Here is a 26894-nt window from a genome sequence, read left to right as displayed (position 1 = left end):
CTAGGCTAGGGAATTAACCCTGAGCTTTTGATTTAGCGAAGTCGATCGCGAGCTGAACTGTAGTGATCTTTTCAGCTTCCTCATCAGGAATTTCGATACCGAATTCATCTTCCAAAGCCATAACCAGCTCAACAGTGTCAAGAGAGTCAGCGCCCAAGTCGTTCACGAAAGAAGATTCATTCTTGATATCTCCTTCTGCGACGCCTAATTGCTCAGCGACGATTTTCTTAACGCGTTGTTCGATGTTGTCCATTAATTTCCCCAGGGGTTGTAAAAAACGATGAAAAGGATTTTATCAGTTTGGCGGACCGAATTAGCAAATTCGCCTAAAAATGACCAAATCCTCGCTTTGCCGTTAGGCTAAATATAGTCCGCCATTGACGTGTAGGGTATTACCCGTAATGTACCCAGCAGCTGGAGAGGCTAAAAACGCCACTGCCTGAGCCACATCCTCTGGGCTGCCCAATCGAGCCAAAGGAATGTTCACTTTTAGGGCATTTTGCTGCTCTTCGCTCAAAGCACGGGTCATATCAGTATCGATAAAGCCAGGCGCCACGCAATTCACGGTGATGTTTCGGCTTCCGATTTCCCGGGCTAGAGCACGAGTCATCCCAGAAACACCCGCTTTTGCGGCAGCATAATTTGCCTGGCCTGCATTGCCCATATGACCAACGATGGAGGTAATGTTAATAATGCGTCCGGCACGCGCCTTCATCATTGGACGCAATACAGCTTGAGAAAGACGGAAAACTGAACTTAAGTTGGTATCGATCACATCAGTCCACTCTTCTGACTTCATACGCATTGCCAAGTTATCACGAGTGATGCCGGCATTATTTACCAAGATATTGATGCCACCATATTCTTTGACGATCAAATCAATCATTTCTTCGCAAGCATTTGGTAAGGTGACATTCAATACCTTCCCTGCACCGCCCGAAGTTTTTAAACGCTCATCAATAGCCTGAGCTCCACTCTCAGATGTGGCAGTACCGATTACCTTGGCGCCGCACTTTACCAGCTCATCTGCAATCGCTTGGCCAATGCCACGTGAGGCACCTGTTACGAGGGCAATTTGTCCGCTTAAGTCGAGATTCATATTTATCTTCCGCTGTCTTATTTATTTCTGTAATCTGGATTTTATTTAAGGCTTGCGAGAACTTCAGTCAAGCTAGCTTCATCAAACACTGGCACACCAGTGACCTGATCATTAATCCGTTTAGTCAAGCCTGCCAATACTTTGCCTGGCCCGCACTCTACAACCTGAGTAATACCTTGCCCAGCCATCGCCTGAATCGTTTCCTGCCAACGCACAGGCTTGGCGGCCTGCCGCACTAAAGCATCCTTAATGGCAATCGGATCATTCAAGATGGCGACATCGACGTTATTAATCACCGGAATAGTCGGCGCTTTAAATTCGATATTTGCCAAGTAACCTTGTAGCTTTTCAGAAGCAGGTTGCAATAAGGAAGAATGAAATGGTGCTGACACTGGCAATGGCAAAGCACGCTTAGCGCCTGCAGCTTTTAGTAGCTCACACGCTTTAGTAACAGCATCGCTTGCACCTGCAATCACCACTTGTCCTGGCGCATTGAAATTGACCGCTTCAACCACACCTCCAGAAGCAGCACTTGCTTCAGCGCAAACTTTAATCACGGTTGCATCATCTAAGCCCAAAATAGCAGCCATACCGCCAGTACCAACCGGGACGGCACTTTGCATTGCTTCAGCACGAAAACGCACCAAAGGTACAGCATCTTTAAATGAAATCACGCCTGCAGCAACCAAGGCAGAGTACTCGCCAAGACTATGGCCCGCCATCACTTTAGGAGCAGTACCACCAGCAGCCAACCAGGCGCGATAAAACGCCACGCCAGCAGTCAGCATTACAGGCTGAGTATTGGTTGTTAAAGACAATGCTTCAGCAGGGCCTTCGGCAATCAGTTTTGTGACATCTTCACCCAAGGCATCAGACGCCTCTTGCAATGTTGTACGCACTTCTGGGCGCTCGGCAATGGAATTGAGCATGCCAACAGATTGAGAACCTTGACCTGGGAATACGAATGCAAATGTCATGAGAATAATTCGCTAAATAATTAAATTAATGAAGGAAAAATTTTTAATACTTGAGAGCTACCGCACCCCAAGCAAAGCCGCCACCAACACCCTCTAATAAGAGATGTTGACCACGCTTAATCTGTCCAGAGCGCACGCCAGAATCTAAGGCCAATGGAATAGAGGCTGCAGATGTATTGCCATGCTCATGCACAGTCACAATGACCTTATCCATTGACATGCCCATCTTCTTGGCAGTGCCCTCCATGATGCGAATATTAGCTTGATGAGGAACTAACCAGTCGATCTGCTCTGCTTTGAGATTGGCTTTATCAAGCGCCTCATGAGCTACCTGCTCGAGAACTTTAACCGCCAATTTAAATACTGCTTGACCATCCATAGTCATAAATGGTGAGCCATGGACTTCGCCATTACCAGCACGCCCAGGCACACACAAGATATCGCGTTGACTACCATCAGCATGTAATGCTGTAGATAGGATGCCGGCCTCTTTTGAGGCTTCAAGTACAACTGCTCCAGCGCCGTCGCCGAACAAAACACAAGTGCCACGGTCTTGAAAATTCAGAATACGTGAGAAGGTTTCAGCACCAATCACCAGTACTTTTTTGTATGTGCCAGAGCGGATAAAAGCATCTGCAATAGCGAGTGCGTAAGTAAAGCCGGCACAAACTGCCTGTACATCGAAAGCCGCGCAAGATGTATGCGCACCTAATTTATCTTGCACTACACAAGCCGTGCTTGGAAATCCACCCAAATGATCAGGTGTAGAAGTAGCCAAAATAATGAGATCTAAATCTTCAGAGGTAATCCCAGCGCTAGTGAGTGCAGCCTCTGCAGCCTTTACAGCCAAATCGCTTGTGAGCTCATTCTCAGCCGCAAAGTGACGCGCGGAAATACCGCTGCGCGTTTTAATCCATTCGTCGCTAGTCTCTAGGCCTGACTTAGCGAGGCGCTCTACTAAATCTTGATTAGTTAAACGCAGTTCAGGAAGATAACTTCCAGTGCCAGCTACTCTTGCAAAGATACTCATTCTTTTGTCTCCACCACAAAGGCTGCAGCAATGCGCTCTACCATGCGATTCTTGGCCGCCTCATAGGCGCGATCCAAAGCAAAACCAAACGCAAAGCGGTCAGCAGAGCCATGGCTCTTAATGACGCAACCACGTAAACCCAACAATACTGCACCGTTATAACGACGATGATCAACGCGCTTACGCACCCTGAGTAATGGCACCATTGCACAGATCGCCATTAACTTAGTTAACCATGAGCGATTGAATTCTTCTCGAATCATGCCGCTCATCATTTTTGCCAAGCCTTCGCTAGCCTTTAAAACAACGTTACCCACAAAACCATCGCACACAACAATATCTGTTGTGCCTTTAAAGATGTCATTACCTTCTACGTTGCCATAAAAGTTTAAGGAAGTTTCACGTAGCAACTCGCTGGTTTGCTTCACAACTTCGTTCCCCTTAATGACTTCCTCGCCAATGTTGAGAAGGCCAATCGAAGGATTTTGCTTACCATCAACTACTTGAACCATCACGTTGGCCATTTGAGCAAACTGAACCAAGTGCATTGGCTCACAATCAGCGTTCGCACCCAAATCCAGCATCGTTGTGCCGCGTCCTAATTCATTGGGGATAGCTGTAGCAATCGCCGGACGATCAACACCTTCAAGGGTTTTAAGGATATAGCGAGAGATCGCCATGAGTGCACCAGTGTTACCAGAAGAGATAACTGCGTCTGCCGCACCCTCTTTTACTTGCTCAATGGCAACACGCATTGAAGAATCTTTTTTGCGACGCAAAGCTACCTCAATGGGATCATCCATCAAGACCACTTCACTAGCGGGAATAATTTGAATGCGCTCCATGGGAGCTTTAGAAGATTTACTCAAGACTTGCTTGATTAAATCGGGATCGCCGACAAGGGCGATCTTCACATCAGCATGTTTTTCTAAAAAATCGCAGGCAGCTGGAACCGTCACGACGACTCCATGATCTCCGCCCATGGCATCAATAGCTAGAGTAACGCTCATAAACTCATTGATTGCTGCAAGTGATTTATCCAAGAAAAAAGCGGCTTTTACTGGAGCCGCTTCTATCTGTTTAGACTAAAAAATTAGTCGTTTTTAGTTTTAACAACTTTACGACCACGATAGTAGCCGTTAGGTGAAATGTGGTGGCGCAAATGAGCCTCACCAGTTGTGGCTTCAACAGCCGTAGCAGGTGCGGTCAAAAAGTCGTGCGCACGATGCATGCCACGTTTGGAAGGTGATTTTTTGTTTTGTTGAACGGCCATATTGAACTCCTAAGCAAGGCGACATTCTAGCATGGAAAAGCGCCTAAATGCTTGATTTATTGACAAAAGGCACGCAAAACAACAACTGAAATCAAACTCCTGATTTCAGTTTTTCCTCATATTTTTCAATATGTTAAAGGGGTTTTCCCGCTCATTTTCGGCCGTTTCATCCCCCTCACCCCCGAAAGTAGAGGCATGAGGCTCACAAAAGCCTTCTGGATGCTTAGGAATCAAGGGTAAAGACAGCAAAATCTCGTCCTCAATGGTTTCCAGGAGGTTGAAATGCTGGCTAATGACCAAAGGCTCTTGCTCTTCATCCTCCAAGGGATAGGCGTCAGCCTCTTCGTCAGTGGCCACAAGGACAAAACGCCGCTTTTCTTCCAAATCCACCGCGCAATCCTGTAAACAGCGCTGGCAAACTAGGTGCAGACGGCCTTTTAGGTCCAATACGAGGATTTGACGCGGCTCACTGCCAGGTGAATCTTCAAAATGTGTTTGAACCGACCAGTCAAACCCGTCACCCGGATTGATAATTGAAGCCTCCTCAGCCACTCTTGGCAGATCTGGGATGCTTAAAAAACCAGCACCCTTATAAGATTGAGGGGCACAAAAATCTATCCTCTTTAAGGCACTAGGCTCAGAAGATAGTTCGACTTGAGGTAAAACTTGATTACGATTCATAGCATCAGTCTAAATGAAGCGGCACTAGAAAGCACAGAACACGATGAGTAGTTTCCAAAACCCACCTTTAATTCTGGGGTCTACCTCCAAATACCGCCGCGAACTTTTAGAGCGCCTGCGGATTCCTTTTGAAGTCATTTCACCAAAGGTAGATGAAACACCCCTCACTGGTGAGAGCACTCTCGATTTAGCAATGCGTCTCGCGCACGCAAAGGCAGCTGCGGTTGCAAATGAACATCCCGATGCTTGGGTGATTGGATCTGATCAAGTTGCAGATCTTTGTGGCGCAGCAATTGGTAAGCCAGGTAATTTCGAAAGAGCGCTAGCGCAATTACAACTCATGCGCGGTCAAACAGTCATTTTTCAAACAGCTTTTTGCTTAATGAAGGGTGATACCCAAACTACTTTATGCGTTCCTACCAAAGTCACCTTTCGCAAACTTCCAGATAGCGTCTTAGAGTCCTACTTACTCGCGGAAGAACCATATGATTGTGCTGGTAGCGCCAAGTCTGAAGGCCTTGGTATTAGCCTGCTGGAATCCATTCAGAGCGATGATCCTACTGCACTCATTGGTCTACCTCTCATTGCATTAACAGGTTTACTACGAGACGCTGGCTTTGTAATCCCATCAAATACTAAGTAATTAAAAAACAAAGAAGTTTATTTATGAGCAAACTCGGCACTCTATATCTAGTTCCCAATACCTTAGGTGATGATGGCCGTGCTGAACAACTGCCCTGGGTGCTTCCTGCGGAAACAATTACACAATCAGCCAAGCTCAAACATTGGATTGTGGAAGACGCTAAAACAGCACGCGCCCTATTAAAAGCAATTGATTCTGTTTCACCAGTAGTCTGCACTATTCAAGAAATGCAGATGAGCGAATGGCGCGGTGCAGCGCGTAATGCGAAGTATGGTGATTCAGTAAAACCTGCTGACTTACTAAAACCTCTGCTTGCCGGAAACGATATGGGCCTCATGTCAGAAGCAGGAGTACCTGGCGTGGCTGATCCAGGCGCAGAGTTGGTTCTAGCAGCTCATAAGTTAGGCGCACAAGTAAAGCCATTGGTTGGGCCAAGCTCAATTTTGCTAGGGCTCATGGCTAGTGGGCTCAATGGCCAGCGCTTTGCATTTCAAGGCTACCTACCTCACGATACTCATGAGCGCACAGCAAAACTCAAGCAGCTGGAAGCTGAGTCTCGTAAATTGCAGCAAACCCAAATTTGGATTGAGACGCCCTATCGCAATACCGCAATGCTGATGGCTTGCATGAACTCTTTAGCACCTCAGAGCTTGCTATGTCTTGGCGTAGATTTGAGCCTCCCATCAGAAATGATTGCCACGTTGTCGGTTGCAGAATGGCGTAAGCGCTACCCCAATGAAGCTGCTTGCGCCTCATTACAAAATAGGCCAACAGTATTTCTACTATTGGCCTAAGTCTTTAATGCTTTAGTTTTAGGTTACGTTTTTTTGCTTAGTTTATTTAAGATCAGGCGCCTTAACTAAAGCCTTGCCAGCAGCAGCTCCAGCTTCTGCACCAAAGCGTTTAGCAACACGTTCAGCAAAATTTTCTTTCAAGGTGTAATCAAGAATATCCGGGGCTTTAAAGATATCGCGTGCTACTGTATCCACCGTGCCATATCCATCAGCTAAGCCAATCTTCACCGCTTGCTCGCCATTCCAAATGCGTCCAGAAAATAAATCCGGAACATCTTTTAATCGATCACCTCGACCTTCCTTAACTACCGCAATAAATTGTTGATGAATCTCATCAATCATGGTTCTCACCATCTCCACTTGCTTAGGATCTTCTTTGCTAAATGGGTCCAGCATGCCTTTATTGGAGCCGGAAGTGATCATACGGCGAGTTACACCTAATTTATCCATCAAGCCTGTAAAACCAAAGCCTTCCATGATCACACCAATGGAACCCACCAAGCTTGCCTTATCTACCAAGATTTGATCTGCTGCCACAGCAACGTAGTAGCCGCCAGATGCGCAGATATCTTCTACCACTACATAAAATGGTTTTTTGGGGTAGAGCTTGCGTAAGCGATGAATCTCATCATTAATCATCCCCGCTTGTACAGGGGAGCCACCTGGGCTGTTGATGCGCAATACAACACCGGCACTACTTTCATTTTCAAATGCTGCCAATAAGGATGAATTCACATCCATCGCATTGGCCAATGAACTAGAAGAGATCTCACCTTCAAGAGTGACTAGCGCAGTATGTTTTTCAACTCCCATACCTTTGCCCGGAAGATGAAAATCAAATATTGCTAGCAGGGCGCCTACGATCACCAACAAAGTCAGCACTCGTAATACCGCTTTCCAACGACGTGCCTTACGAGTCTCTTTTAAATTTTCTAATAAGAGATGCTCTAGAGCTTGACGCTCCCAATTTGGGTTTGGATTGTTTTCCATCTTTTTACTTCCTTAGTGTTGCAGTTTATTTTTAAGCCATTGCGAGAGCTGCGCAACATCATCAACATGCGCCAATGATGGCGATTCTTTCAGAGCGCTTGGGGGATGGGCGCCATAAGTAACAGCTACAGCATCTACACCAGCATTAGCAGCCATGTCCAAGTCATGCGTGGTATCGCCAATCATGAGCATACGGCGTGTAGGAACCTGAGTAACGTCCGATAACTCCAACAGCATTCCTGGATGGGGCTTGGAGAATGACTCATCAGCTGTACGGGTCTCGTGGAAGAGGTGACCAATCTGATGATGCTTGAGTGAGCGATCTAAGCCTACTCGTGATTTACCAGTAGCGACGCCTAATAAATATTGCTGAGCATGCAATTCTTCTAAAAGCTCACGAATGCCAACAAACAAATCGAGCTCGTGATCTTTTGCTAAATAGTGATATCGAAAACGTTCAGTTAGCTTTGGAAAATGAGCCGGCTCAATCCAAGGCACCGCTCTTCTCAATGAGTCCTGAATTCCCAAGCCGATCACTGAACTTGCCAGGGTATCGTCTGGCGCCTTAAAGCCTAGATCACGACAGGCCTGCTGAATGCAATGCACGATCGTTGGCGTGGAATCCATAATAGTTCCGTCCCAATCCCAAACAATCAGGTCATACGGTCGATTCAATTTATTTGTTTGAGGCATTTTTATTTTTACTGCTCAAAGGTTTTCATCATGGCGGTAAATTCTGGGGGCAATGGTGATTCAATGCGCATCTTTTCGCCAGTACGAGGATGTGTAAATCCAGCTAGATGGGCATGTAAATAAAGGCGCTTAGATTTAATCGTTTTATCTAAATCTTCAAAGCCATACTTATCGTCACCCAAAATCGCGTGGCCCAACTTTAATAAATGCACTCGAATCTGGTGGGTGCGCCCCGTTTTGAGTTGCGCCTCAGCCAAGGTAATAGTGGCATCTTCACGCTTGAGCGTTTTAGTCACCCTTAATGCGGTATGACTCGGTAACCCATCTGGGTCAACTTTCACACGGCGTTCGCCATTCGGAAGAAGATATTTATGTAGCGGGTATTTAAGCTGCATAGTTTGCGCGCCCTGAACAATTTCACCATGTGCAAGCAAGTAATAGCGCTTATCTGTTTGACCTTCACGAATTTGGCGATGCAACTCAACCAAGGCGCTTCGTTTTTTAGCCAAAAGCAAAACGCCTGAGGTATCTCGATCTAAGCGATGTACCAATTCCAAAAATTTGAGTTCGGGGCGAGTAATACGCAAAGTTTCGATTACCCCAAGTGCAATACCAGAACCACCATGCACAGCCAAACCTGCTGGCTTGTTCACTATTAAGAGTGCTTCATCTTCAAACAGAATTGGCATTTTGTCTGAGTAACTATGCGCCCGAGACTTGGTTTGGGCGGAGTTAACAGCAGCCATTTGAGCAGGTTCGGCAATGCGAACAGGGGGGAGGCGCACCACATCACCCTCAACCAGTCGGGTTGTCGGTTCAGCCCGTTTTTTATTAACCCGGACCTCGCCAGATCGAATAATTCGGTAAACGTGGCTTTTTGGGACCCCTTTGGCCCAACGTAGTAAATAGTTATCCAAGCGCTGGCCAGCCTCTTCCGGACCAATTGTCTGGAGGTGGACTGCTGCGGGAGCGGACGTTTTTACCTTGGAAGGCTTGGAAATAGGTTCAGATTTCATGATTTATCTCTCTTGTGACCCCGGCAGGGGACGACAAGGGACTCAACAATACCCCATTGTCACGCAACTTGTGCCGTATAATCAACGCTCTAGCCAATTCATTGGCCCGAGACCAACCTGAAGTCAGGTTTGAATCGTGGAGCTTGGAGTCGCCCTTTAAAAGACTCCCGGGGTTGCCCCTCCCCCGTTGCAATGAGGCGCAGGGTTGGTGTGCCGTATGCCGCGACCCGCGATTAGAAGACAGTTTTCAGGCGCGCGCCTGCATTGATGACCTAAAGGAGGTCTCTGCGGCGATCGTCAAGTGTGGCACCGATTTAACCAACCGTTAACTGGGTGAACTAAGCAAAAAGTGCTTAGATTTGCATGATCCACACTCATAAACCGCCTTAGGCTCAGTCCTAAGTGGTATTTAACTTGTCCCCTAACGCAGCGCGCAAGGTCACCCTCCCCCATAGGAGAGTGTTATGAAACGCATGTTGTTTAATGCAACTCAACAAGAAGAGTTGCGAGTTGCCATCGTTGATGGTCAAAAACTCATTGATATCGATATTGAAGCTGCCGGCCGTGAACAACGCAAAGGCAATATCTACAAAGGTGTCATTACCCGTATTGAACCTTCCCTTGAGGCCTGCTTTGTCAATTACGGCGAAGAGCGTCATGGCTTCTTGCCATTCAAGGAAGTAGCCCGCAGTTACTTTAAAGAAGGTATCGACGTTCGCAATGCTTCCATCAAGGATGCCTTGCGCGAAGGTCAAGAAATCATTGTTCAAGTAGAAAAAGAAGAGCGCGGCCAAAAAGGTGCAGCCCTCACCTCCTTTATCTCCTTGGCAGGTCGTTATTTGGTCTTGATGCCAAACAACCCACGTGGAGGTGGCGTATCCCGCCGTATTGAAGGTGAAGACCGTCAAGAACTCCGTGAAGCCATGTCTCAATTAGAAGTGGCTGATGGTATGAGCATCATTGCTCGTACTGCTGGTATCGGTCGCGATGCTACTGAATTGCAGTGGGACTTAAGTTACCTCATGCAATTGTGGAAAGCGATTGATGAAGCTGCTAAAGGCAACTCAGCGCCACTATTGATCTACCTTGAATCTAGCTTGGTCATTCGTGCGATTCGCGATTACTTCCAGCCGGATATCGGCGAGATTCTCATCGATACCGATGATATCTACGAACAAGCTGCTGCATTTATGTCTGTTGTAATGCCAGACAACTTGCCACGCGTAAAGCGCTATCAAGATGATGTGCCTTTGTTTTCACGTTTCCAAATTGAGCATCAAATTGAAACTGCGTACTCACGCACTGTGCCATTGCCATCAGGCGGCGCAATCGTGATCGACCACACTGAAGCTTTGGTTTCAGTAGACGTGAACTCCGCACGCGCAACTCGCGGCTCTGATATTGAAGAGACTGCGACGCGCACCAACTTAGAAGCTGCCGATGAAATCGCCCGTCAAGCACGTTTACGTGACTTGGGCGGATTGATCGTGATTGACTTTATCGACATGGAATCAAGCAAGGCTCAGAAGGATGTTGAGAATCGCTTGCGCGATGCTCTGCGTCATGACCGCGCCCGCGTTCAAATGGGCAAGATCTCCAAGTTTGGCTTGATGGAAATGTCACGTCAGCGCTTGCGTCCAGCATTGTCTGAGGGTAGCCATGTAACCTGCCCACGTTGTAATGGCACTGGCCACATCCGCGATACCGAGTCTTCTGCATTGCAAGTTCTACGCATCATCCAAGAAGAAGCGATGAAGGAAAACACAGCAGCGATTCATACTCAGGTACCAGTCGAAGTGGCTGCGTTCCTCTTAAATGAAAAACGCGCTGAAGTAATCAAGATTGAGACTCGCTTCAAAGTGAACGTCTTGATGGTTCCAAATAAGCATTTAGAAACGCCGCATTACAAACTAGAGCGTTTACGTCATGATGATCCACGTCTTGACGATCAAAAAGCAAGTTATGTCATGGCTGAAGAAGCTGCTCGTGAACTCGAGACAGACACAACCGTTAGCAAGAAAGATGCTGATGTCAAAGTGCGTCCTGAGGCAGCAGTTAAAGGCATTACGCCAACACAACCAGCGCCAATTAGCCAACCACGCCCTGCTCGTACTGAAACAGTAAAAGCAGAAAGCTCCGGCGGATTCTTTGGATTTATTAAGAGCCTCTTTGGCTCATCTCCAGCCGTTGAAGAAAAGCCAGCACCAAGCAACAATCGTGGTCGTAACCAAGGTCGTAACGGCAACGGCGGTGATCGCAATCGTGGTCGCAATCGTCGCGGCGAGCGCACTGAGCGTCCTGCAGCAAATGCAGCTGAAGGCACGCCAAGCGAAGGTGGTAACAATAATCGCAACCGCAACAACCGAAACGGTAACCGCAATCAGGGCAATCAAAATGGTCCTAAGCCAGAGCGTCAAGCCAATCCAGCCGCAGTAACACCTGCAACTGAAGCTGCACCTGGTGGTGAAGCCACTCTAGGCGCAGATGGTGAAGAGCGTCGTGGTCGTGGACGCAATCGTCGTGGTCGTGGACGTGGTCAACGTGGTGAGCGTGCAGAGGGCGGCAATGACGCTGCTAACGCACCAGCTACTGCTGTGTCAGCAAGTCCATTTGCAGGCCCTCCAGCGGGAATGGCTGGTGCATCTGCATCAATGCCAATTCAAAACCTTGCCAATAGTTTTGGTAATGCAAAGCCTGCTGCGCAGAAACAGGAAAGGCAGGAACGCGCACCCCGTGCCCCACGTCAATCTAATCGCCCTGCGCAAAATACTACCTCTGCGCCTACCGCAACTCCAGTTGCCCAAACTACAGCACCAGTTGCCGTAGTAATGGCTGCTGCAGCTGAAGTCATCAGCAAGCCTGCGCCAGAACTTCCAAAGGTGTCTTTCCAGGCGCTTGAAGAAACTCCATTGCATAGTGTTGTGCAATCTGCTGGCATGATCTGGGTCGCCACAGACTCGTCAAAGCATGCTGAAGCGCAAAGTCAGATTCAGGCAGAGCCTATGGCACATAACTTAGGTAGAACACCTAAGCCTGCTGCCCAACTTCCTGAAGGCCCAATGGTTTTAGTTGAAACCGGCGGCCAAGAAAAAACGGTCTAAGCCATCTAAAGCTTTTTCTCCAGACTGCCATTTATCCCAAAAGGATATTTGGCGGTTTGGCAGAAACCCCGTTTCACAGCCATAATTGCGAACATGGTTGAAAAAGTAATCCCCATCCGACTTGACGAAGGCAAAGGCCTGACGCCATCTATTGGCGCGCAGCTTGTCACACCCCATGGTCATACTAAAGATACTCGGGGGCGCACCTTAAGAGATTTACGCATATCTGTTACTGATCGTTGCAACTTCCGCTGCACCTATTGCATGCCTAAAGAAGTCTTTGATCAAAACTATCCGTATCTTGCTCACAAAGAATTACTGAGCTTCGAAGAAATCACCAGACTCACATCCATCTTCAGCACCCTGGGTGTTGAAAAAATTCGACTGACTGGTGGTGAGCCCTTGCTTCGTAAAAACTTAGAAGTGCTCATTGAGATGCTGGCAAAAATTTCAGCACTAGATGGCAAGCCATTAGATCTCACTCTCACCACTAACGGCAGTATCTTGCGTAAGAAAGCCGCTGCATTGAAAGCGGCTGGCTTACAGAGATTAACCGTCAGCCTTGATGGCTTAGATGACGCCATCTTCAAGAAAATGAATGACGTTGATTTTCCAGTGGCGGATGTACTTGATGGAATTGCCGCAGCACAAGAGGTAGGCTTTCAGAACATCAAAGTCAATATGGTCGTTAAAAAAGGAACTAATGATCATGAGATCGTTGCAATGGCCAAACACTTTAAAGGCAGCGGAGTCATTCTGCGCTTTATTGAATTTATGGATGTAGGTAGCTCTAATGGCTGGAATATGGAGCAAGTCCTTCCTTCTAAAGAAGTCATTGCCCGCATTCAAGAAGTATTTCCATTGGAAGCTATTGAGGCGAACTACGCTGGCGAAGTTGCACAGCGTTGGCGCTATGTTGATGAATCAGGTGAGATTGGCGTGATCTCCAGTGTCACGCAGACCTTCTGTCACGAATGCTCTAGAGCACGCATCTCCACTGATGGGCAAATGTACCTCTGTCTCTTTGCTAACGAAGGCTTTGATTTCAAAACCTTGTTACGCTCTGGCAAATCTGATTTAGAAATTGCCAACGCCGTGATGAATACCTGGGCAGCCCGCGAGGATCACTATTCTGAGATTAGAGGCTCTAATACCGCAAAACTAACCTCAGGCAATCGCAAGGTTGAAATGTCTTATATTGGTGGTTAATGATTTCTACTAAAGATATTACTGGGCTAATCCTTGCAGGCGGACGTGCACAACGCATGGGTGGCATTGATAAGGGTCTGATCCCATTTCACGGCAAACCACTAATCGAATCTGCCATTGCAAAACTCAAGCCCCAGGTACAAACCATTGTGATTAATGCCAATCGCAACATCACAAAGTATGCAACTTATGGCTACTCTGTCATCATGGACGAGACGCCTGATTTTTCAGGGCCATTGGCTGGATTCTCAGTGGGCTTGAAAGCATGTAAGACTTCTTACCTGATGACTTCACCTTGCGACTCACCGCTACTACCCAGCAATCTTTCTGAACTATTAATCGCTGAGATGGAGCGCGGTGACTTTCAATTAGTTTATGCCTCAAGCAAAGAGGCGGACGGCAAAGTATGGGCACAACCGGTTTTCTGCTTAATGCGTAGTAATTTACAAGACTCCTTAAATCAATTCCTCCAAAAGGGTGATCTGAAAATTGATCGCTGGTTTAAAGAGTTGCGTAGTAGCACAGTCATTTTTGATGATCCGCAAGTATTTGCCAACGTCAATACTCCTGAAGAACTTAAAGCATTAGAAGAAGTGTCTGCATGAGTCACTCCCCAAATCAGCCAATCCTTTTGACTTCATCACTGCATGTTGATGATGCGCGCAAAGCAATTGCAGCGTTAGTAGATGACCTCATTCAAGAGTCCAGGGCCATTAATAATCCGGCTGATATTGAAACAGTAGCTCTAGACAAAGCCATTGACCGCATCTTGGCAGTAGACCTGCTCTCGCCAATTGATGTTCCGTCCTCAGATAACTCAGCGATGGACGGCTTTGCTTTTAATGGCATATGCCTCAATACAAGCAGTCCAGTTATTTCATTGCGTATTGTCGGGACCGCCTTAGCAGGCAAGCCGTATGAAGGCAAAGTAGGGCCCGGCGAATGCCTGAAGATCATGACGGGCGCAGTGATGCCTGCTGGCTGCGATACAGTAATTCCTCAAGAGTTCACTGCTGCAAAAGACGAGCTCACCATTGAATTTAAACAAGATCAACTAAAGCTTGGTGAGAACAGACGCTTACGCGGTGAAGATCTGCAACAAGGTAAACCCGCTATTGCTACAGGCCGCTTGCTCCGTCCATCCGATTTAGGTCTCGCAGCTTCATTGGGTATTCCAACGCTACAAGTAAAACGAAAACTGAAAGTAGCTATTCTGTCTTCCGGAGATGAGCTGCGATCTTTAGATCAAGCATTGGATGCTGGAAGCATTTACGACAGTAATCGCTATAGTCTTACAGGCTTACTGAATCGATTGAATTTAGAAATCATTGACTGCGGCATTGTGCGTGATGACCCCGCCTCTTTGAAGCAAGCATTTATTGAGGCCGCTAATAAAGCGGATGTACTAATTTCATCTGGCGGCGTATCTGTTGGTGAAGCGGATTTCACAAAGCAAATCATGCAAGAGTTAGGTGATGTGGGCTTCTGGAAAATCGCCATGCGTCCAGGACGGCCAATGGCATTTGGTGTACTTAAGCCAGTCGCTGGAAAATCCCCTGCTCGAAAAACGCTCTTCTTTGGCTTGCCCGGAAACCCAGTAGCAGTCATGGTGACCTTCTATCAATTTGTTCGCGCCGCCCTCTTGCAACTTAACGGCGCCAATCAAACACAGCCGCTGCTAACCCAGGCTGTGGCCGAAGCCCCCATTCGGAAAAAGCCTGGTCGCACTGAATTTCAGCGTGCCATCTTGGGACGTAACGCTGATGGCAAGCCAACGGTCAAACTGACCGGCAGCCAAGGCGCTGGGATCTTACGCTCTATGAGTGAGGCTAATTGCTTTGTCATCCTTGGTCATGATCAAGGAAATGTTGCCGCTGGGGACTGGGTAGATATAGCACTTTTTGATGGACTGCTTTAAGATTGCGTCATCATGAAACTTAGCAAAAAAGAACTGGTCTTTCTTGACCCAATGCATACCGCCAAAACATTAGTTTTGGTTTACCTCTGCTTCTCCGTTCCAATCGTTTTGTTGGCGCTATTTGTTGCCTTCATTCGTGACGGTGCTATCCCTGGATTTACCGTGCTATCAGCCCTGATTCTGAATGCATTACTCGGCTTTGGATTGCTGTGGATTGCATGCAAAGTCTACAACTGGGTTGCAGGTAAGTTCGGCGGTATCGAATTAGCAATGCGCGAACTACCAGAAGAAATTGACGCTGAATAAATGAGCTGATATTTGGAGTTCTACTCCAGGCAATAAAGCCGAGTTCTCACTCGGCTTTATTTTTTGCTGCTTAGTAAATCTGATTCAACTAAGCTATATAAACTTCCGCATTAATCAAGCTAGGCGGCTTTTTACCATCAAGTGCAGCACGCAAGTTATCTACTGCTAGATCAACCATCGCTCTGCGTGTTTTTTCTGTCGCACTTGCAATATGCGGAGCCAGCACAACATTGCTGAGCTTTAGTAAATCTGGGTGCACGTTGGGCTCCCCTTCAAAGACATCTAAACCGGCTGCAAATATTCTCTTTTCTTTAAGCGCCTGAGCCAGCGCAGCATCATCCACAATGCCACCACGCGCAATGTTTATCAGGGTTGCAGTCGGTTTCATCAGCGCAATTTCTTTGGCGCCAATCGTATGATGACTCTCAGCGCTGTATGGTAATACCAAGACAACATGATCTGCAGTGCGCAGCAACTCTTCTTTAGAAACGTATTTAGCACCGCAGGCTTTTTCATCAGCATCAGATAGATGGCTGCGATTGTGATAGATCACATTCATTCCAAAACCCAATGCGCGCTTAGCAATGCCTTGACCGATGCGGCCCATGCCAATGATGCCTACTGTGCTGTGATGCAAATCCATCCCAAGAGGATTATTCACGATAGACCACTTATCCCAATGACCAGCACGAACCCAGTGCTCTGATTCAGTAATGCGTCTTGCAGTTGCCATCAACAATGCAAATCCAAAGTCAGCGGTTGTATCTGTTAATACATCTGGGGTGTTGGTAGCCATCACACCAGCAGCTGTAATTGCCGGAACATCAAAGTTGTTATATCCCACAGAGATATTGGCTACGATCTTTAGGTCTTTAGCGAGAGCTAGGGCATTCGCATCAATTCTTTCGCTCCCCGCAACTAAAGCCCCTACAACCCCAGAGAGTTCTTTTTGCAACTCTTCTGGACTAAAAATTCGATCCTCTTGGTTAGACCGCACATCAAAAGATTCCTCCAACTTGGCCAGAGCCTCAGGAAAAATGGCTCTCGCAACCAAAATTTTGGGTTTTTGCTTGTTAAATTGGGTATTGGACTGTGTATTCATAGGAGGAACTTTACCTCAAGTAAATTGACGCTTTGACCTGAAAAATAGGCTATTTCAGCTAAAATTGAGCTTTTATAACTTAGCACCCGGCTTTTTGGGGCTCTTGAAACAAATCCACCATGACTTACGTTGTTACCGAATCTTGTATCCGCTGCAAATACACCGACTGCGTTGATGTTTGCCCAGTTGACTGCTTTCGCGAGGGTCCCAATTTTCTCGTGATCGACCCAGACGAGTGCATCGATTGCGCAGTTTGCGTTCCTGAGTGCCCTGTCAATGCAATCTACGCTGAAGATGATGTGCCTGGCGATCAACAAGCATTTATTAAGCTCAATGCTGAACTCTCTCCTTCCTGGACTTCAATTACCAAGTCTAAAGCAGCGCTGCCTGATGCCGAGGAATGGAAAGACGTTAAAAACAAACTCGATCAGCTAGTAAAGTAATTTTCTAGCAAAATAATTCGTGTCACACTCACCCACACAAACCGATGCTGTCATCATTGGCGCCGGTCCTGTGGGTCTCTTTCAGATCTTTGAGTTAGGGCTCCTAGAAATCAAAGCTCATGTGATTGATTCTCTGCCAGAAGTTGGCGGTCAATGCATCGAGCTTTATCCAGATAAACCCATCTACGATATCCCCGCTATTCCAGTTTGCACTGGACGTGAACTCACCAATAATTTACTGAAGCAAATTGAGCCCTTTGGTGCGCAATTTCATCTCGGTCAAGAGGTGACCAAGCTTGAGCGCCAAGCCGATGGTCGATTTCTTATTATCACCTCGCAAGATAAGCACTTCCTCAGCAAGACCGTCTTTATTGCAGCAGGAGTTGGCGCCTTCCAGCCGCGCACCATCAATCTTGATGGTATTGATCGCTTTATCGGCAAACAACTCTTCTACCATGTTAAAAGCCCAGAGCAATTTACAGGCAAAAGAATTGTGATTTGTGGAGGCGGCGATGCTGCTCTAGATTGGGCTATTCATTTTTCTGAAATTGCTGCTAGCGTGACCTTAATTCATCGCCGTGATGAATTCAAGGCTGCACCTAAATCGATTGCGAGAATGCGTGAGCTTTGTGCCAATCATCAATTGGAACTACTGATTGGACAAGTGAGCGGCTATGAGGCTAGCGATGATCAGCTAAAAGAAATTACCTTCACGAATATTGATAGCGAAACAAAACAGATACCGCTGGATGATCTGCTGGTGTTTTTTGGACTTTCACCTAAATTAGGGCCCATTTCGGATTGGGGCCTGAATATCGATCGCAAACAAATTTGTGTGGACACTCATAAATTCCAAACCAGCATCCCAGGTATTTATGCAGTTGGCGACATCAACGTCTATCCAGGCAAGAAAAAACTAATCCTTTCCGGGTTTCATGAGGCTGCCTTAGCCGCCTTTGCGGCCGCAGAGTACCTCAACCCCGAAAAGCAGATTCAGCTCCAATACACCACGACCTCACCAAAGCTTCACAAGGCTCTGGGGGTGAAGTCGCCAACATTCGAGTAAGCTATCCATAATTCATTAATACACAATCATTTTTAGCCAATATATATGCGTCAATATCACGATCTCATGAAGGAAGTCCTCGCTAAAGGGGTGCAAAAGTCCGACAGAACCGGAACGGGCACCGTTTCCGTTTTTGGACACCAAATGCGCTTTAACCTAGCCGATGGCTTTCCGATGGTGACGACCAAAAAGCTGCACCTCAAATCCATCATTTATGAATTGCTCTGGTTCCTCAAAGGGAGCACAAATAACAACTGGCTCAAAGAACGTGGTGTTTCTATCTGGAATGAATGGGCTGCACCTGATGGTGATTTAGGTCCAATCTACGGGTATCAATGGCGCTCATGGCCTGCTCCAAACGGTCAACATATTGATCAAATCTCCGAAGTCGTAGAAACCATCAAAAAGAATCCAGACTCGCGTCGCATAATTGTCTCTGCATGGAATGTTGCTGATATTCCCCGTATGGCTTTAGCGCCTTGTCATGCATTCTTTCAGTTCTATGTGGCTGACGGGAAATTGTCATGCCAACTCTATCAGCGTAGTGCAGATATTTTCTTAGGCGTTCCATTTAATATTGCCAGCTATGCCCTTCTCACTCATATGATGGCGCAACAATGCAATTTAGAAGTAGGCGACTTTATCTGGACTGGTGGCGATTGCCATCTTTATAGTAACCACCTTGAGCAGGTAGAGCTACAGTTGTCTCGGGACTTCTTTCCTCTACCTAAGCTGAATATCTTGCGCAAGCCTGATTCAATTTTTGATTACGAGTTTGAAGACTTCGAAATTGTTGGATATGAATCTCATCCTCACATTAAGGCTCCTGTAGCCATTTAAGAATTGCCTCTATGACTCAACCAGCTATCTCTATGATTGTTGCGCGCTCGCGCAATCACGTCATTGGCCGTGACAATCAAATGCCTTGGAAGATCTCAGCTGATTTACAGTTCTTCAAACGCGTGACGATGGGTCACCCCGTCATCATGGGCCGCAAGACCTGGGAATCTATCGGCCGTCCACTTCCCGGTCGTCGCAATATCGTAGTGAGCCGCAATGCTAACTATTCTTTAACTGGTGGCGAACTAGTGGGCTCACTTGATGAAGCCTTAAAGAGCTTAAGCGAATTTCCGCGGGTATTTGTGATTGGCGGCGAACAACTCTTTACACAGGCATTTGATAAAGCAGACCGTCTTTACATTACTGAAATCGATTTAGATATTGAAGGCGGTGATACCTTCTTTGAGGTGCCCAATGCATCCGCCTGGAAAGAGGTAGAGCGTACGCCCGGGTCTGAAGGCAATATTACCTTTAGCTTTATTACCTTAGAGCGCAAATAAAAAGGGCCCTAAGGGGCCCTTTTTATATTGAGAGCAAGCTTTTTTACTGAACAATAATTTTTGCATCTTTTGCAAGTTTTCCTAAAAAATCAAACTGCTTTCTTTGCACTAAACCTGCTCGAATAGCCGGCTTAGCCTGCTCAAATGTTGGTGGTTTACTTGATTTTTTATCTTCCAACTTCAGCAAATACCAACCTTGCTGCATCTGAATTGGTGATGGTGATACTTGCCCCTTAGAAAGGGTCACTAGTACCGAAGCCAATTGAGGAGCAACCTGACCGGGCTGAATCCAGCCTACAGCGCCACCTTGCACCTTATTCGGGGCTAAAGAAACGCTCTTAGCAACCTTATCAAATGGCTCACCTTTTTTAATACGCGCCAAAGCAGCTTGAGCATCCGCTTCAGAGGCAACCGCAATATCGCTCACCTTATATTCCACGATCATCCCTTGGGGGCCCAAAGAGGCAAGCTCTCGGTTGTATTCAGCTTGTACATCAGCATCAGTAACTGGGTTTTGAGACATATAAGTAGATAACTCAAGATCGGCTAGATAATTCTGACGAATAATCGCCAGCTGGGTATTAGCTCTTTCTGAATTCGCTAAGCCATCTTTTTCTGCTTGCTGAGAAAGTAGCAATACCTCGATAAACTTTTCAATCACCGCACCGCGCAGCTGAGGAGATTCTTTTTGTCCTTGAGCAATAGCAGCTCTAATTCCTTGCTCAACCATATCATTGGTAATGATGGTACCGTTTACGGAGGCTGCAGCATTAATTGGCAAGCCACTTTGCTGTGCGATGGAGCTGCCAGCAAAAACGCTAGTCAGGAGACCGATTGCAAGAAAGCGCACGATCATCGGATTGAATGCAGGGGAAAAGGATTTCATATGAAGAATGTCTTTCTAAAATTTAGCCTCAATACTACCAGCAGGCATAGGGCGGTTCATAATAAGCCACAGTAAAATGACTTTATGTGTGTTCAATATCTCTCGACCGCCAATGTTGAATGGGTTAAAGCCCATTTTGACCTAGATTTACCCGCATCCCCCGCTCATGATGTATTTCCGACTTATCCAGGACCCATCATCTTGAAAAGTCACAATACTGGCCGTACAGCGATCGGCTTGGCGCGCTTTGGCTTACTGCCTTCCTGGGCTAAAGAGGAAACTTTTGGCAGAAAAACGTATAACGCCAGAGTAGAAACTGTAGCCGAAAAACCATCCTATAAAAATGCCTGGGTAAAGCGACATTACGCCTTAGCTCTTGCAGATTCTTTTTATGAGCCCTGTTATGAATCGGGCAAGGCAGTGCGTACTGCCATTAAACAAGTCAATCAAGAGCCCATGGCAATTGCTTCAATCTGGGATACCTGGACTGAACCTGAGACGGGCGAACTCATTGTTTCTTTTTCTATGCTCACCATTGATGCTAGTGATCATCCGGTAATGAAACGCATGCATAAACCTGAAGATGAAAAACGCACTGTGGTTCCGTTACGCCCTGAGCTTTTTAACGCATGGCTTAATGCTACGCCAGAAGAAGCCCAGGCTTTAATGCAATTGGATTCCATTCCTGAAATTGCAATCGCCTAGAAAGTCAAAATAGGTTTCGTTGATTGATATGGATCGGCGGATTGTGTTTCTATCGCCTCAGCCTCTTCCTCACCCTGAGGTTGATTATAAAATTTTGCATCCAACGAGCGTTGTTTAGCCAAACGCAGATCTTCTGCCTCTGGGTCAACGGGACCAAATGGCCCCTCTACCGGCGACAGAGACTGTCTATTAAATTCCTGAATCTGCTGAGGGGTGTAAGGGGAGAAAGTGGTCGAACCGGGGGGCTTGGGAGGCGCTTGAGTACAGGCCGAAATACTCATCAATATTAGACAGGGTGCTAGCCGTAGGGCGTATGTATTCATAAGGCCCATTGTATGGCAAGCACATACATCTTGTTTTTATATTAATTACAATACTCCGATGAATTTCTGCCGAGCCTTTGTAATCACTTTATTGATGCTTCCATCAATTTGCTTGGCCATTGATTTACAACCAAATGACATTGTTGCGCCACTACCAGGCAAAAATCATGCAATGATCAGCTATGTCAATTCAGAGAGTGGTACTTACTATAGAAATGGCTCCGTAGTTTCTAGTAGACCTTTTGGCAGTCCCGTTATTGGTATTCAAAGTGCGATTGCCCGTATCAGCACTAGCTACTCTATTACGGACTTACCAGCCATTTCTTATCTTCAACTACCTTACGGCACAATCAAGCCCGCGGGATCATTAGCATCATCGCCTGCTAGCACCGGAATTGGTGATCTTACTTTTGCAACAGCTATTTGGCCCTATGCCGATAGAGAGCAAAGAAAATACTTTGGTGTGGCAGGCTACTTAACAGCGCCGACTGGTAGCTATAACAGTCAACAAGCTTTTAATATGGGTGAGAACCGTTACAGATCAGATATTCAGATGGGCTATCAGCAACCTATTGTTGGGAGCCTGGATGGAATGGTTGCCGTCGACACCATGTGGTTTGGGGGCAATGGCCAATGCGCTGCAGCCTGTTTATCTACCAGCAATACCTCCCTCAATCAGAAGCCGCTCACAACCACTCAGCTCGGCCCCATTTATAAACTCAACCAAAACTACACTTTTGGCGCTTCTTACTTTTATGTAGCTGGGGGCGCAACGACGATTGGTAATACCTATCAAAATAATGTCGTCAACACTCAACGATTTTTATTGAGTGCATTAGCCTACTACCCATTTGGCAGAATTAGCCTCCAATACGGACGCGATATGGAAATTAAGAATGGCTTTGTGGAGACACGGCGGCTGGCCATTCGGTATACAACCGAGTTTTAAGGTCGCAAAGCTTTTAACCTCTGAGTCTCTGTAGAAAGCTCTTCACTACTGGCAACCGACAAGCTAGCAACATCAAAATGACTGCTCCATAGATTGAGACAGTATCCAAATCATTTTTACCCGCCTTGTGCCACCAATAGTGAGCGATTACAGTGCACGCAAGTAAATACACCAGCTTGTGCAATAAAGACCAGCGTTTGCCCAATTGGCGAACCGACCACTGATTAGAGGTTAGCGCCAGAGGAATCAACAGCACTAAAGTCAGAAAGCCCATAGTAATAAATGGACGCTTAACAACGTCACTCCACATGGATTGCAGGTCTAAATTTTGGTCCAACCAAAACCAGATAGAGAAGTGAATACTGGCATAAAAGAAGCAAAATAAGCCCAACATACGGCGCAACTTGATCCAGCTAGTTAAACCCGTGATTAAGCGTAATGGGGTCATTGCCAAGGTAATACACAGAAACACAAGCGCCCAGGTACCGGTTGAGCGAGTGATGAATTCAATGGGGTTGGCGCCTAAGTCGTCATGAATTCCGAACCAAACTAAGCGCGCCAGCGGTAGCAAGCAGAGAAGAAAGATGGCCGGTTTTAATAGCTTCATAAGCATCACTGTAAACCAAGCATGGTGAAGAGCCCCTTTGGTTATTTAGCTCTATCGAATTAGACTTTAATTTGCTATTCTGAGGGCTCAATTAAGGATAAATATGACCGAAGAAAACCAAACCCAGAATGATGAAGATTTTGACTATGGGTGCGAGTGTGCAATGACCTTGCTCAACGAGCCCACTGAGGATCGTCTGAATGACTTAATTGATGAGCTCGATGAAGATGGCATGATCTCGACCGAAGTAGTCTACGGTTTGCTAGCAACTATCCTCATGAGCATGAATGAGGAAGAACATGAAGGTGATGAGCACTAATTTTTAGAGCTCACTTGGGAGGCAAAAGCATCCATTGCTTTTGCTAACTGAATATCCAGTGCTGTCAAAGCGCTAGCAGAGTGAGTGGACAGAGATACCGAAACTTTATTCCAAGAATTTGACCAGTCAGGGTGGTGGTCGATTTCTTCTGCGTACTCGGCACTTAGCGTCATAAATTCAAACGCCTGTTTGAAGTTTGTAAAAACAAAATTGCGACCTATCGCCTTTCCATCAAGCTCAAGAGTCCACAGAGGAAGTTCTTTTTCCATATCAATACCCTGAACTATCAAGATACGCTCCTTTAGGTAGCAACACTTTGAGAAAGCTGCTTCAAATCTTCTGGATACAGCCAGCGCCATTCACCCTCTGCCAAATCAACAGGCATCTGATAGGCGCCGATTTCAGTACGATGCAATTGGGCAACGTGATTACCAACCGCAGCCATCATGCGCTTTACCTGGTGATAGCGCCCCTCCACAATCGTCATTGCCAGAACATGATCTGAAATCTGCTTACAGGCAGTGGCAAAGCAAGGTTTAGGATCGTCATCCAATACAACGCCATTCAATAAGTGATCGATTTGCTTCTGGGTGATGGGCTCTGGGGTAGTGATTTGATATACCTTCCCAATATTTTTCTTAGGAGTCGTCATCTTATGAATGAATTGACCATCATCAGAAATCAAGAGCAAACCCGTGGTGTCGTAGTCTAAGCGCCCCACACATTGCAAACCTCTTTCAATAAAGGGACTAGGCAATAAGCTATACACACTCGGGTGGTGTGTCGTCTTATGGGAGCATTCATAATTAGCCGGCTTATTAAATGCTAGATAAGCCTTCTCGTGGTACTCCCAATCCCTGCCCTCTACATTAAGCATGAGATTCTCGGTGGCTATTCTTTCTTCCGGGTCCTCAGCTAAAACGCCATTTACCTTTACCAGCTCTGCATATACCAAATCACTACAGTAGCGCCGCGTACCAAAGCCTTGGCTAAAAAGAATTTTTTCGAGAGAAATAGGTTTTGCCATATGCTGCAAAGGATACTACAGAGCAGGACTCTATTAAGCCCCTCATTTATTTACCCAATTCATTATCATTAGAAGTAATAACTTCACACAACATAAAAACCATGCTCTCTAACCCCAAACCAAGATCCTTGCTGCATACCCGTGAAATCACTTTCCAGGGTTACGCGCGGGAAGATGGCTTATGGGATATTGAAGGGCATTTAAAAGATTTCAAAACCAACCCCTTTAAAACAAGTGCAAAAGTCTGGGGGCCTGGTGAGGCTTTTCATGACATGTGGGTGCGCGTGACACTTGATAAAGAATTTGTGATTCAAGATATTGAAGCAGTGATGGATGGTCACCCACATGCAGAATGTACTGCTGTGATTCCACCAATGGATTCACTCATTGGAGCACAGATAGGCAAAGGTTGGCGCAAGACAATTGATACCCATCTTGGCGGAATCAAGGGTTGTACGCATTTACGCGAGCTCCTCACGAGCCTTGCTACAGCAGCCTATCAATCTATTCCGGGAGCATTTTTTGATCCCACCGGAGAAAAGCCACCACTGTACTTGGGCACCTGCAAATCCTGGGACTTCAATGGGCCAGTGGTGATGCGTGTCTTCCCTAAATTTTATCGCTGGAAGCCGTAAAATTTAGAGCGGACCTTCATGATATTTCTACGCACACTGGTCCTGCTTTCATTATGTATTCCCGCTACCTTGATGGCGGTTACAGAACCCAGTACATCCGCGCCCATTCTAGGACTCGTCAATACATCACAACAAAGGTCATCAGATCACATACTTGAATTCTGGGGCTACCATGACTCTCAAGGCTCCGAGAACTATATCGATACTCTCAAACTCCGTTATTACAATCCCGTAAACCTTGGGGATTGGCACGGCACCATGAGACTTGATACGGCTTATTCAGCTGCTTATGGCCCCCAGCTTCCCGCTCAATCCACCGGAACTTTTTCAGCTAATAATGCAATGCTCACGATTTGGGGTGGTCAAGCTGGCTGGTTTGGCAATGTTGGCGCAAGATTATTCGCGCCACTGAGTAATTTAGGCCAATGGCTGGCCGGACCACAAGTAAGCACCTCATTTGCACCAGCTAGTAGTGAGCAAAAAGTACTCTCAGATATTTCACCGCTTGCTAGATATATGTTTGGGTTTAATTCTAAAGCGCCATCTGGCGTTAGCCCACCGCCACTGGCAAGCCGTCTTGAGCTATATCCAACCGTAGGTCTGAACTTAGGACCTAGCACGCAGCTAAGATTTTGGGATGAGAATGGCGCAGTCTATAACGCTGCGGGTGGTGGGTGGTTTGTACCGATCGATGCGATGGTGACCCACCGATTTAATAAACATCTTTTAGTTGCAGTTGGTGGCGCTAAACAAGTGGTGCAAACCTACCAACTTTATAATTGGTCTCTATACGGAAAGATTTCGCTGAGCTTTTAAAATAAACATTCAAGCAAGATCAAGCAAGAAGTTACCCTCTAATTTTGCAGCACCTGACTTCACTAGAGACTTGGGTAGCCACTGTGTAAATTCATCCATACTCATATTCAGTAATTTTGCTGTACTGATGAGTGCAGGCGTATTAATAATCCAATCATTCACATCTTTGATATCGCGACTACGCCACTCCAATAAGCGATATTTCAGCAAGACTTTAGCGCCATGACGCGCATTACGATCTGGATCAGATGCCAAGTAATCCAGTCTTGAACGAGCCGTAGCAAGCGACTTCGTAATATCCGAAAATGGTGCACCATGACCCGGGATCACTAAATCAATTGGCAAGGTCTCAATCAGATCTAAAGTTTGTGCCACCTCTTCAAATCCAGCCTCACCCCATAGCTCAGGAAAAATAACCCCGAAACCCTCTTCCCACAAAGCATCCGCAGAAATCAAAATACGATGATCAGCTTGATACAACATCACGGAATGGGGATCATGTCCGGGAGCGGCCAATATTTTCCAGAGGTATCTTCCCAGCAATATTTCCTCACCAGGCACCAATACTTGATGATGTAAAAACTGTGGGCATTCCTGCCCTAGATTGTCATAACTTAATAAAGCACTATCCCAGTTCTTCACTGCTAATGCTTCAGCCGCTGGAATATAGACCTCACAATCAAACGCCTCTGCTAGAGCAGCATTGCCTCCACAGTGATCCGAATGAAGATGTGTATTTACTAGCTTATTTAGCGTGATTAAGTGATGTTTTTTTAGAGCGCTATTTACTAAATCTAAAGTCATCTTTTGATGGGCACAGTAACCTGAATCCACCAAGGAAACATCACCATCACCAAAGTGAAAAATATTATTTGCGGAGAGCCACCCCCTCTCAAAAACTTCAATTCCAGGTGGTAATAAATGCGCCGTCATGCTTGCAGTTTTT

The 26894-nt window shown here is 46.4% G+C and carries 33 protein-coding genes; 16 read left to right on the top strand and 17 right to left on the bottom strand.

Annotation, left to right across the window (positions count from 1 at the left end; all coding sequences use genetic code 11):
• Positions 1–13: 13 nt before the first annotated feature.
• The 7 genes from acpP to ICN23_RS06430 all read right to left on the bottom strand — a co-directional run bounded on the left by acpP (position 14) and on the right by ICN23_RS06430 (position 5060).
• Positions 14–253, bottom strand: coding sequence for an acyl carrier protein (acpP, locus tag ICN23_RS06460; RefSeq protein ID WP_028819177.1), 240 nt, complete (start codon positions 251–253; stop codon positions 14–16).
• A 102-nt stretch (positions 254–355) separates the two neighbouring features.
• Positions 356–1099 (bottom strand): 3-oxoacyl-ACP reductase FabG, encoded by a 744-nt coding sequence (gene fabG / locus ICN23_RS06455; protein ID WP_216231396.1) that lies wholly within the window; start codon positions 1097–1099, stop codon positions 356–358.
• 41 nt (positions 1100–1140) lie between these two features.
• A complete protein-coding gene (gene fabD / locus ICN23_RS06450) occupies positions 1141–2076 on the bottom strand; it encodes an ACP S-malonyltransferase (protein ID WP_216231395.1) in 936 nt (311 codons plus the stop codon).
• A gap of 43 nt (positions 2077–2119) precedes the next feature.
• Complete coding sequence (locus ICN23_RS06445) at positions 2120–3106, bottom strand: beta-ketoacyl-ACP synthase III (RefSeq protein WP_216860545.1); 987 nt, start codon at positions 3104–3106, stop codon at positions 2120–2122.
• Positions 3103–4116: a phosphate acyltransferase PlsX gene (plsX, locus tag ICN23_RS06440; protein ID WP_216231394.1), complete on the bottom strand. Its 1014-nt coding sequence runs from the start codon at positions 4114–4116 to the stop codon at positions 3103–3105. Before plsX ends, ICN23_RS06445 begins: the two co-directional genes overlap by 4 nt.
• An 83-nt stretch (positions 4117–4199) precedes the next feature.
• Positions 4200–4379: a 50S ribosomal protein L32 gene (gene rpmF / locus ICN23_RS06435; RefSeq protein ID WP_011902241.1), complete on the bottom strand. Its 180-nt coding sequence runs from the start codon at positions 4377–4379 to the stop codon at positions 4200–4202.
• A gap of 105 nt (positions 4380–4484) precedes the next feature.
• Positions 4485–5060 carry a DUF177 domain-containing protein gene (locus ICN23_RS06430; RefSeq protein WP_216231393.1) on the bottom strand — a complete coding sequence of 192 codons (576 nt, stop codon included), beginning with the start codon at positions 5058–5060 and terminating at the stop codon, positions 4485–4487.
• A gap of 43 nt (positions 5061–5103) precedes the next feature.
• On the opposite strand from ICN23_RS06430, the gene ICN23_RS06425 reads away from it, so the two are divergent.
• Complete coding sequence (locus ICN23_RS06425; protein ID WP_216231392.1) at positions 5104–5703, top strand: Maf family nucleotide pyrophosphatase; 600 nt, start codon at positions 5104–5106, stop codon at positions 5701–5703.
• Positions 5704–5726: 23 nt separating this feature from the next.
• Complete coding sequence (locus ICN23_RS06420; protein WP_216231391.1) at positions 5727–6497, top strand: SAM-dependent methyltransferase; 771 nt, start codon at positions 5727–5729, stop codon at positions 6495–6497.
• Between the two features lie 42 nt (positions 6498–6539).
• On the opposite strand, the gene ICN23_RS06415 is transcribed toward ICN23_RS06420, so the two are convergent.
• Genes ICN23_RS06415 through ICN23_RS06405 form a run of 3 tightly spaced genes read right to left on the bottom strand, consistent with a single transcriptional unit; the run spans position 6540 to position 9196 of the window.
• Entirely contained in the window at positions 6540–7487 is a 948-nt protein-coding gene (locus tag ICN23_RS06415; protein WP_216231390.1) for a S49 family peptidase, read from the bottom strand.
• A gap of 12 nt (positions 7488–7499) precedes the next feature.
• The gene (locus tag ICN23_RS06410; protein ID WP_216231389.1) at positions 7500–8180 is read right to left on the bottom strand and encodes an HAD-IA family hydrolase; all 681 of its coding nucleotides are present in this window, start codon (positions 8178–8180) and stop codon (positions 7500–7502) included.
• 8 nt (positions 8181–8188) lie between these two features.
• The gene (locus ICN23_RS06405) at positions 8189–9196 is read right to left on the bottom strand and encodes an RluA family pseudouridine synthase (protein WP_216231388.1); all 1008 of its coding nucleotides are present in this window, start codon (positions 9194–9196) and stop codon (positions 8189–8191) included.
• A 464-nt stretch (positions 9197–9660) separates the two neighbouring features.
• On the opposite strand from ICN23_RS06405, the gene ICN23_RS06400 reads away from it, so the two are divergent.
• The 5 genes from ICN23_RS06400 to ICN23_RS06380 all read left to right on the top strand — a co-directional run bounded on the left by ICN23_RS06400 (position 9661) and on the right by ICN23_RS06380 (position 15730).
• Entirely contained in the window at positions 9661–12297 is a 2637-nt protein-coding gene (locus tag ICN23_RS06400; protein ID WP_216231387.1) for an Rne/Rng family ribonuclease, read from the top strand.
• A gap of 93 nt (positions 12298–12390) precedes the next feature.
• On the top strand, positions 12391–13506 hold the full coding sequence (gene moaA / locus ICN23_RS06395; protein ID WP_216231386.1) for a GTP 3',8-cyclase MoaA: 1116 nt from the start codon (positions 12391–12393) through the stop codon (positions 13504–13506).
• Entirely contained in the window at positions 13506–14111 is a 606-nt protein-coding gene (gene mobA / locus ICN23_RS06390; RefSeq protein WP_216231385.1) for a molybdenum cofactor guanylyltransferase MobA, read from the top strand. The genes moaA and mobA overlap by 1 nt, the downstream gene beginning before the upstream one ends.
• A complete protein-coding gene (gene glp / locus ICN23_RS06385; RefSeq protein ID WP_216231384.1) occupies positions 14108–15424 on the top strand; it encodes a gephyrin-like molybdotransferase Glp in 1317 nt (438 codons plus the stop codon). The genes mobA and glp overlap by 4 nt, the downstream gene beginning before the upstream one ends.
• A gap of 12 nt (positions 15425–15436) precedes the next feature.
• Positions 15437–15730 (top strand): hypothetical protein, encoded by a 294-nt coding sequence (locus tag ICN23_RS06380; RefSeq protein ID WP_215348514.1) that lies wholly within the window; start codon positions 15437–15439, stop codon positions 15728–15730.
• An 88-nt stretch (positions 15731–15818) separates the two neighbouring features.
• Here ICN23_RS06380 and ICN23_RS06375 read toward each other — a convergent pair whose 3' ends face one another.
• A complete protein-coding gene (locus ICN23_RS06375; RefSeq protein ID WP_216231383.1) occupies positions 15819–16832 on the bottom strand; it encodes a D-glycerate dehydrogenase in 1014 nt (337 codons plus the stop codon).
• 119 nt (positions 16833–16951) lie between these two features.
• Here ICN23_RS06375 and fdxA point away from each other — a divergent pair, with 119 nt between their 5' ends.
• Genes fdxA through ICN23_RS06355 form a run of 4 tightly spaced genes read left to right on the top strand, consistent with a single transcriptional unit; the run spans position 16952 to position 19681 of the window.
• Positions 16952–17275: a ferredoxin FdxA gene (gene fdxA / locus ICN23_RS06370; RefSeq protein WP_068322070.1), complete on the top strand. Its 324-nt coding sequence runs from the start codon at positions 16952–16954 to the stop codon at positions 17273–17275.
• A gap of 19 nt (positions 17276–17294) precedes the next feature.
• The gene (locus ICN23_RS06365; protein ID WP_216231382.1) at positions 17295–18341 is read left to right on the top strand and encodes an FAD-dependent oxidoreductase; all 1047 of its coding nucleotides are present in this window, start codon (positions 17295–17297) and stop codon (positions 18339–18341) included.
• Positions 18342–18386: 45 nt separating this feature from the next.
• A complete protein-coding gene (locus ICN23_RS06360) occupies positions 18387–19181 on the top strand; it encodes a thymidylate synthase (RefSeq protein ID WP_068322059.1) in 795 nt (264 codons plus the stop codon).
• An 11-nt stretch (positions 19182–19192) separates the two neighbouring features.
• On the top strand, positions 19193–19681 hold the full coding sequence (locus ICN23_RS06355; RefSeq protein WP_216231381.1) for a dihydrofolate reductase: 489 nt from the start codon (positions 19193–19195) through the stop codon (positions 19679–19681).
• A gap of 43 nt (positions 19682–19724) precedes the next feature.
• On the opposite strand, the gene ICN23_RS06350 is transcribed toward ICN23_RS06355, so the two are convergent.
• A complete protein-coding gene (locus tag ICN23_RS06350) occupies positions 19725–20567 on the bottom strand; it encodes a peptidylprolyl isomerase (RefSeq protein ID WP_255532722.1) in 843 nt (280 codons plus the stop codon).
• Between the two features lie 84 nt (positions 20568–20651).
• On the opposite strand from ICN23_RS06350, the gene ICN23_RS06345 reads away from it, so the two are divergent.
• Positions 20652–21272 (top strand): SOS response-associated peptidase, encoded by a 621-nt coding sequence (locus tag ICN23_RS06345; protein WP_216231380.1) that lies wholly within the window; start codon positions 20652–20654, stop codon positions 21270–21272.
• On the opposite strand, the gene ICN23_RS06340 is transcribed toward ICN23_RS06345, so the two are convergent.
• A complete protein-coding gene (locus ICN23_RS06340) occupies positions 21269–21595 on the bottom strand; it encodes a hypothetical protein (RefSeq protein WP_255532721.1) in 327 nt (108 codons plus the stop codon). The genes ICN23_RS06345 and ICN23_RS06340 overlap by 4 nt on opposite strands.
• Before the next feature lie 58 nt (positions 21596–21653).
• Here ICN23_RS06340 and ICN23_RS06335 point away from each other — a divergent pair, with 58 nt between their 5' ends.
• On the top strand, positions 21654–22544 hold the full coding sequence (locus tag ICN23_RS06335; protein WP_216231379.1) for a transporter: 891 nt from the start codon (positions 21654–21656) through the stop codon (positions 22542–22544).
• Positions 22545–22557: 13 nt separating this feature from the next.
• Here the strand turns inward: ICN23_RS06335 and msrQ are convergent, their stop codons facing one another.
• A complete protein-coding gene (gene msrQ, locus ICN23_RS06330) occupies positions 22558–23151 on the bottom strand; it encodes a protein-methionine-sulfoxide reductase heme-binding subunit MsrQ (RefSeq protein WP_216231378.1) in 594 nt (197 codons plus the stop codon).
• Positions 23152–23254: 103 nt separating this feature from the next.
• On the opposite strand from msrQ, the gene ICN23_RS06325 reads away from it, so the two are divergent.
• Positions 23255–23470 carry a hypothetical protein gene (locus ICN23_RS06325; RefSeq protein WP_068322043.1) on the top strand — a complete coding sequence of 72 codons (216 nt, stop codon included), beginning with the start codon at positions 23255–23257 and terminating at the stop codon, positions 23468–23470.
• Here ICN23_RS06325 and ICN23_RS06320 read toward each other — a convergent pair.
• Together ICN23_RS06320 and ICN23_RS06315 are read right to left on the bottom strand one after the other, a co-directional pair.
• On the bottom strand, positions 23467–23739 hold the full coding sequence (locus ICN23_RS06320) for a 4a-hydroxytetrahydrobiopterin dehydratase (protein ID WP_255532720.1): 273 nt from the start codon (positions 23737–23739) through the stop codon (positions 23467–23469). The two genes, ICN23_RS06325 and ICN23_RS06320, sit on opposite strands and share 4 nt — an antisense overlap.
• Positions 23740–23771: 32 nt before the next feature.
• Positions 23772–24497, bottom strand: a complete 726-nt coding sequence (locus ICN23_RS06315) for a pseudouridine synthase (protein ID WP_216231376.1) — start codon at positions 24495–24497, stop codon at positions 23772–23774.
• 101 nt (positions 24498–24598) lie between these two features.
• Here ICN23_RS06315 and ICN23_RS06310 point away from each other — a divergent pair, with 101 nt between their 5' ends.
• Together ICN23_RS06310 and ICN23_RS06305 are read left to right on the top strand one after the other, a co-directional pair.
• Positions 24599–25132, top strand: a complete 534-nt coding sequence (locus ICN23_RS06310; protein ID WP_216231375.1) for a DUF2889 domain-containing protein — start codon at positions 24599–24601, stop codon at positions 25130–25132.
• Positions 25133–25150: 18 nt separating this feature from the next.
• Positions 25151–25948, top strand: coding sequence for a hypothetical protein (locus ICN23_RS06305; RefSeq protein WP_255532719.1), 798 nt, complete (start codon positions 25151–25153; stop codon positions 25946–25948).
• 9 nt (positions 25949–25957) lie between these two features.
• Here the strand turns inward: ICN23_RS06305 and ICN23_RS06300 are convergent, their stop codons facing one another.
• Entirely contained in the window at positions 25958–26881 is a 924-nt protein-coding gene (locus ICN23_RS06300; RefSeq protein ID WP_216231374.1) for an MBL fold metallo-hydrolase, read from the bottom strand.
• Positions 26882–26894: the final 13 nt, after the last annotated feature.

The organism is Polynucleobacter sp. MWH-Jannik1A5, from assembly GCF_018881795.1.
Classification (GTDB): Bacteria; Pseudomonadota; Gammaproteobacteria; order Burkholderiales; family Burkholderiaceae; genus Polynucleobacter.
This window is presented reverse-complemented; position numbering and strand designations above follow the sequence as displayed.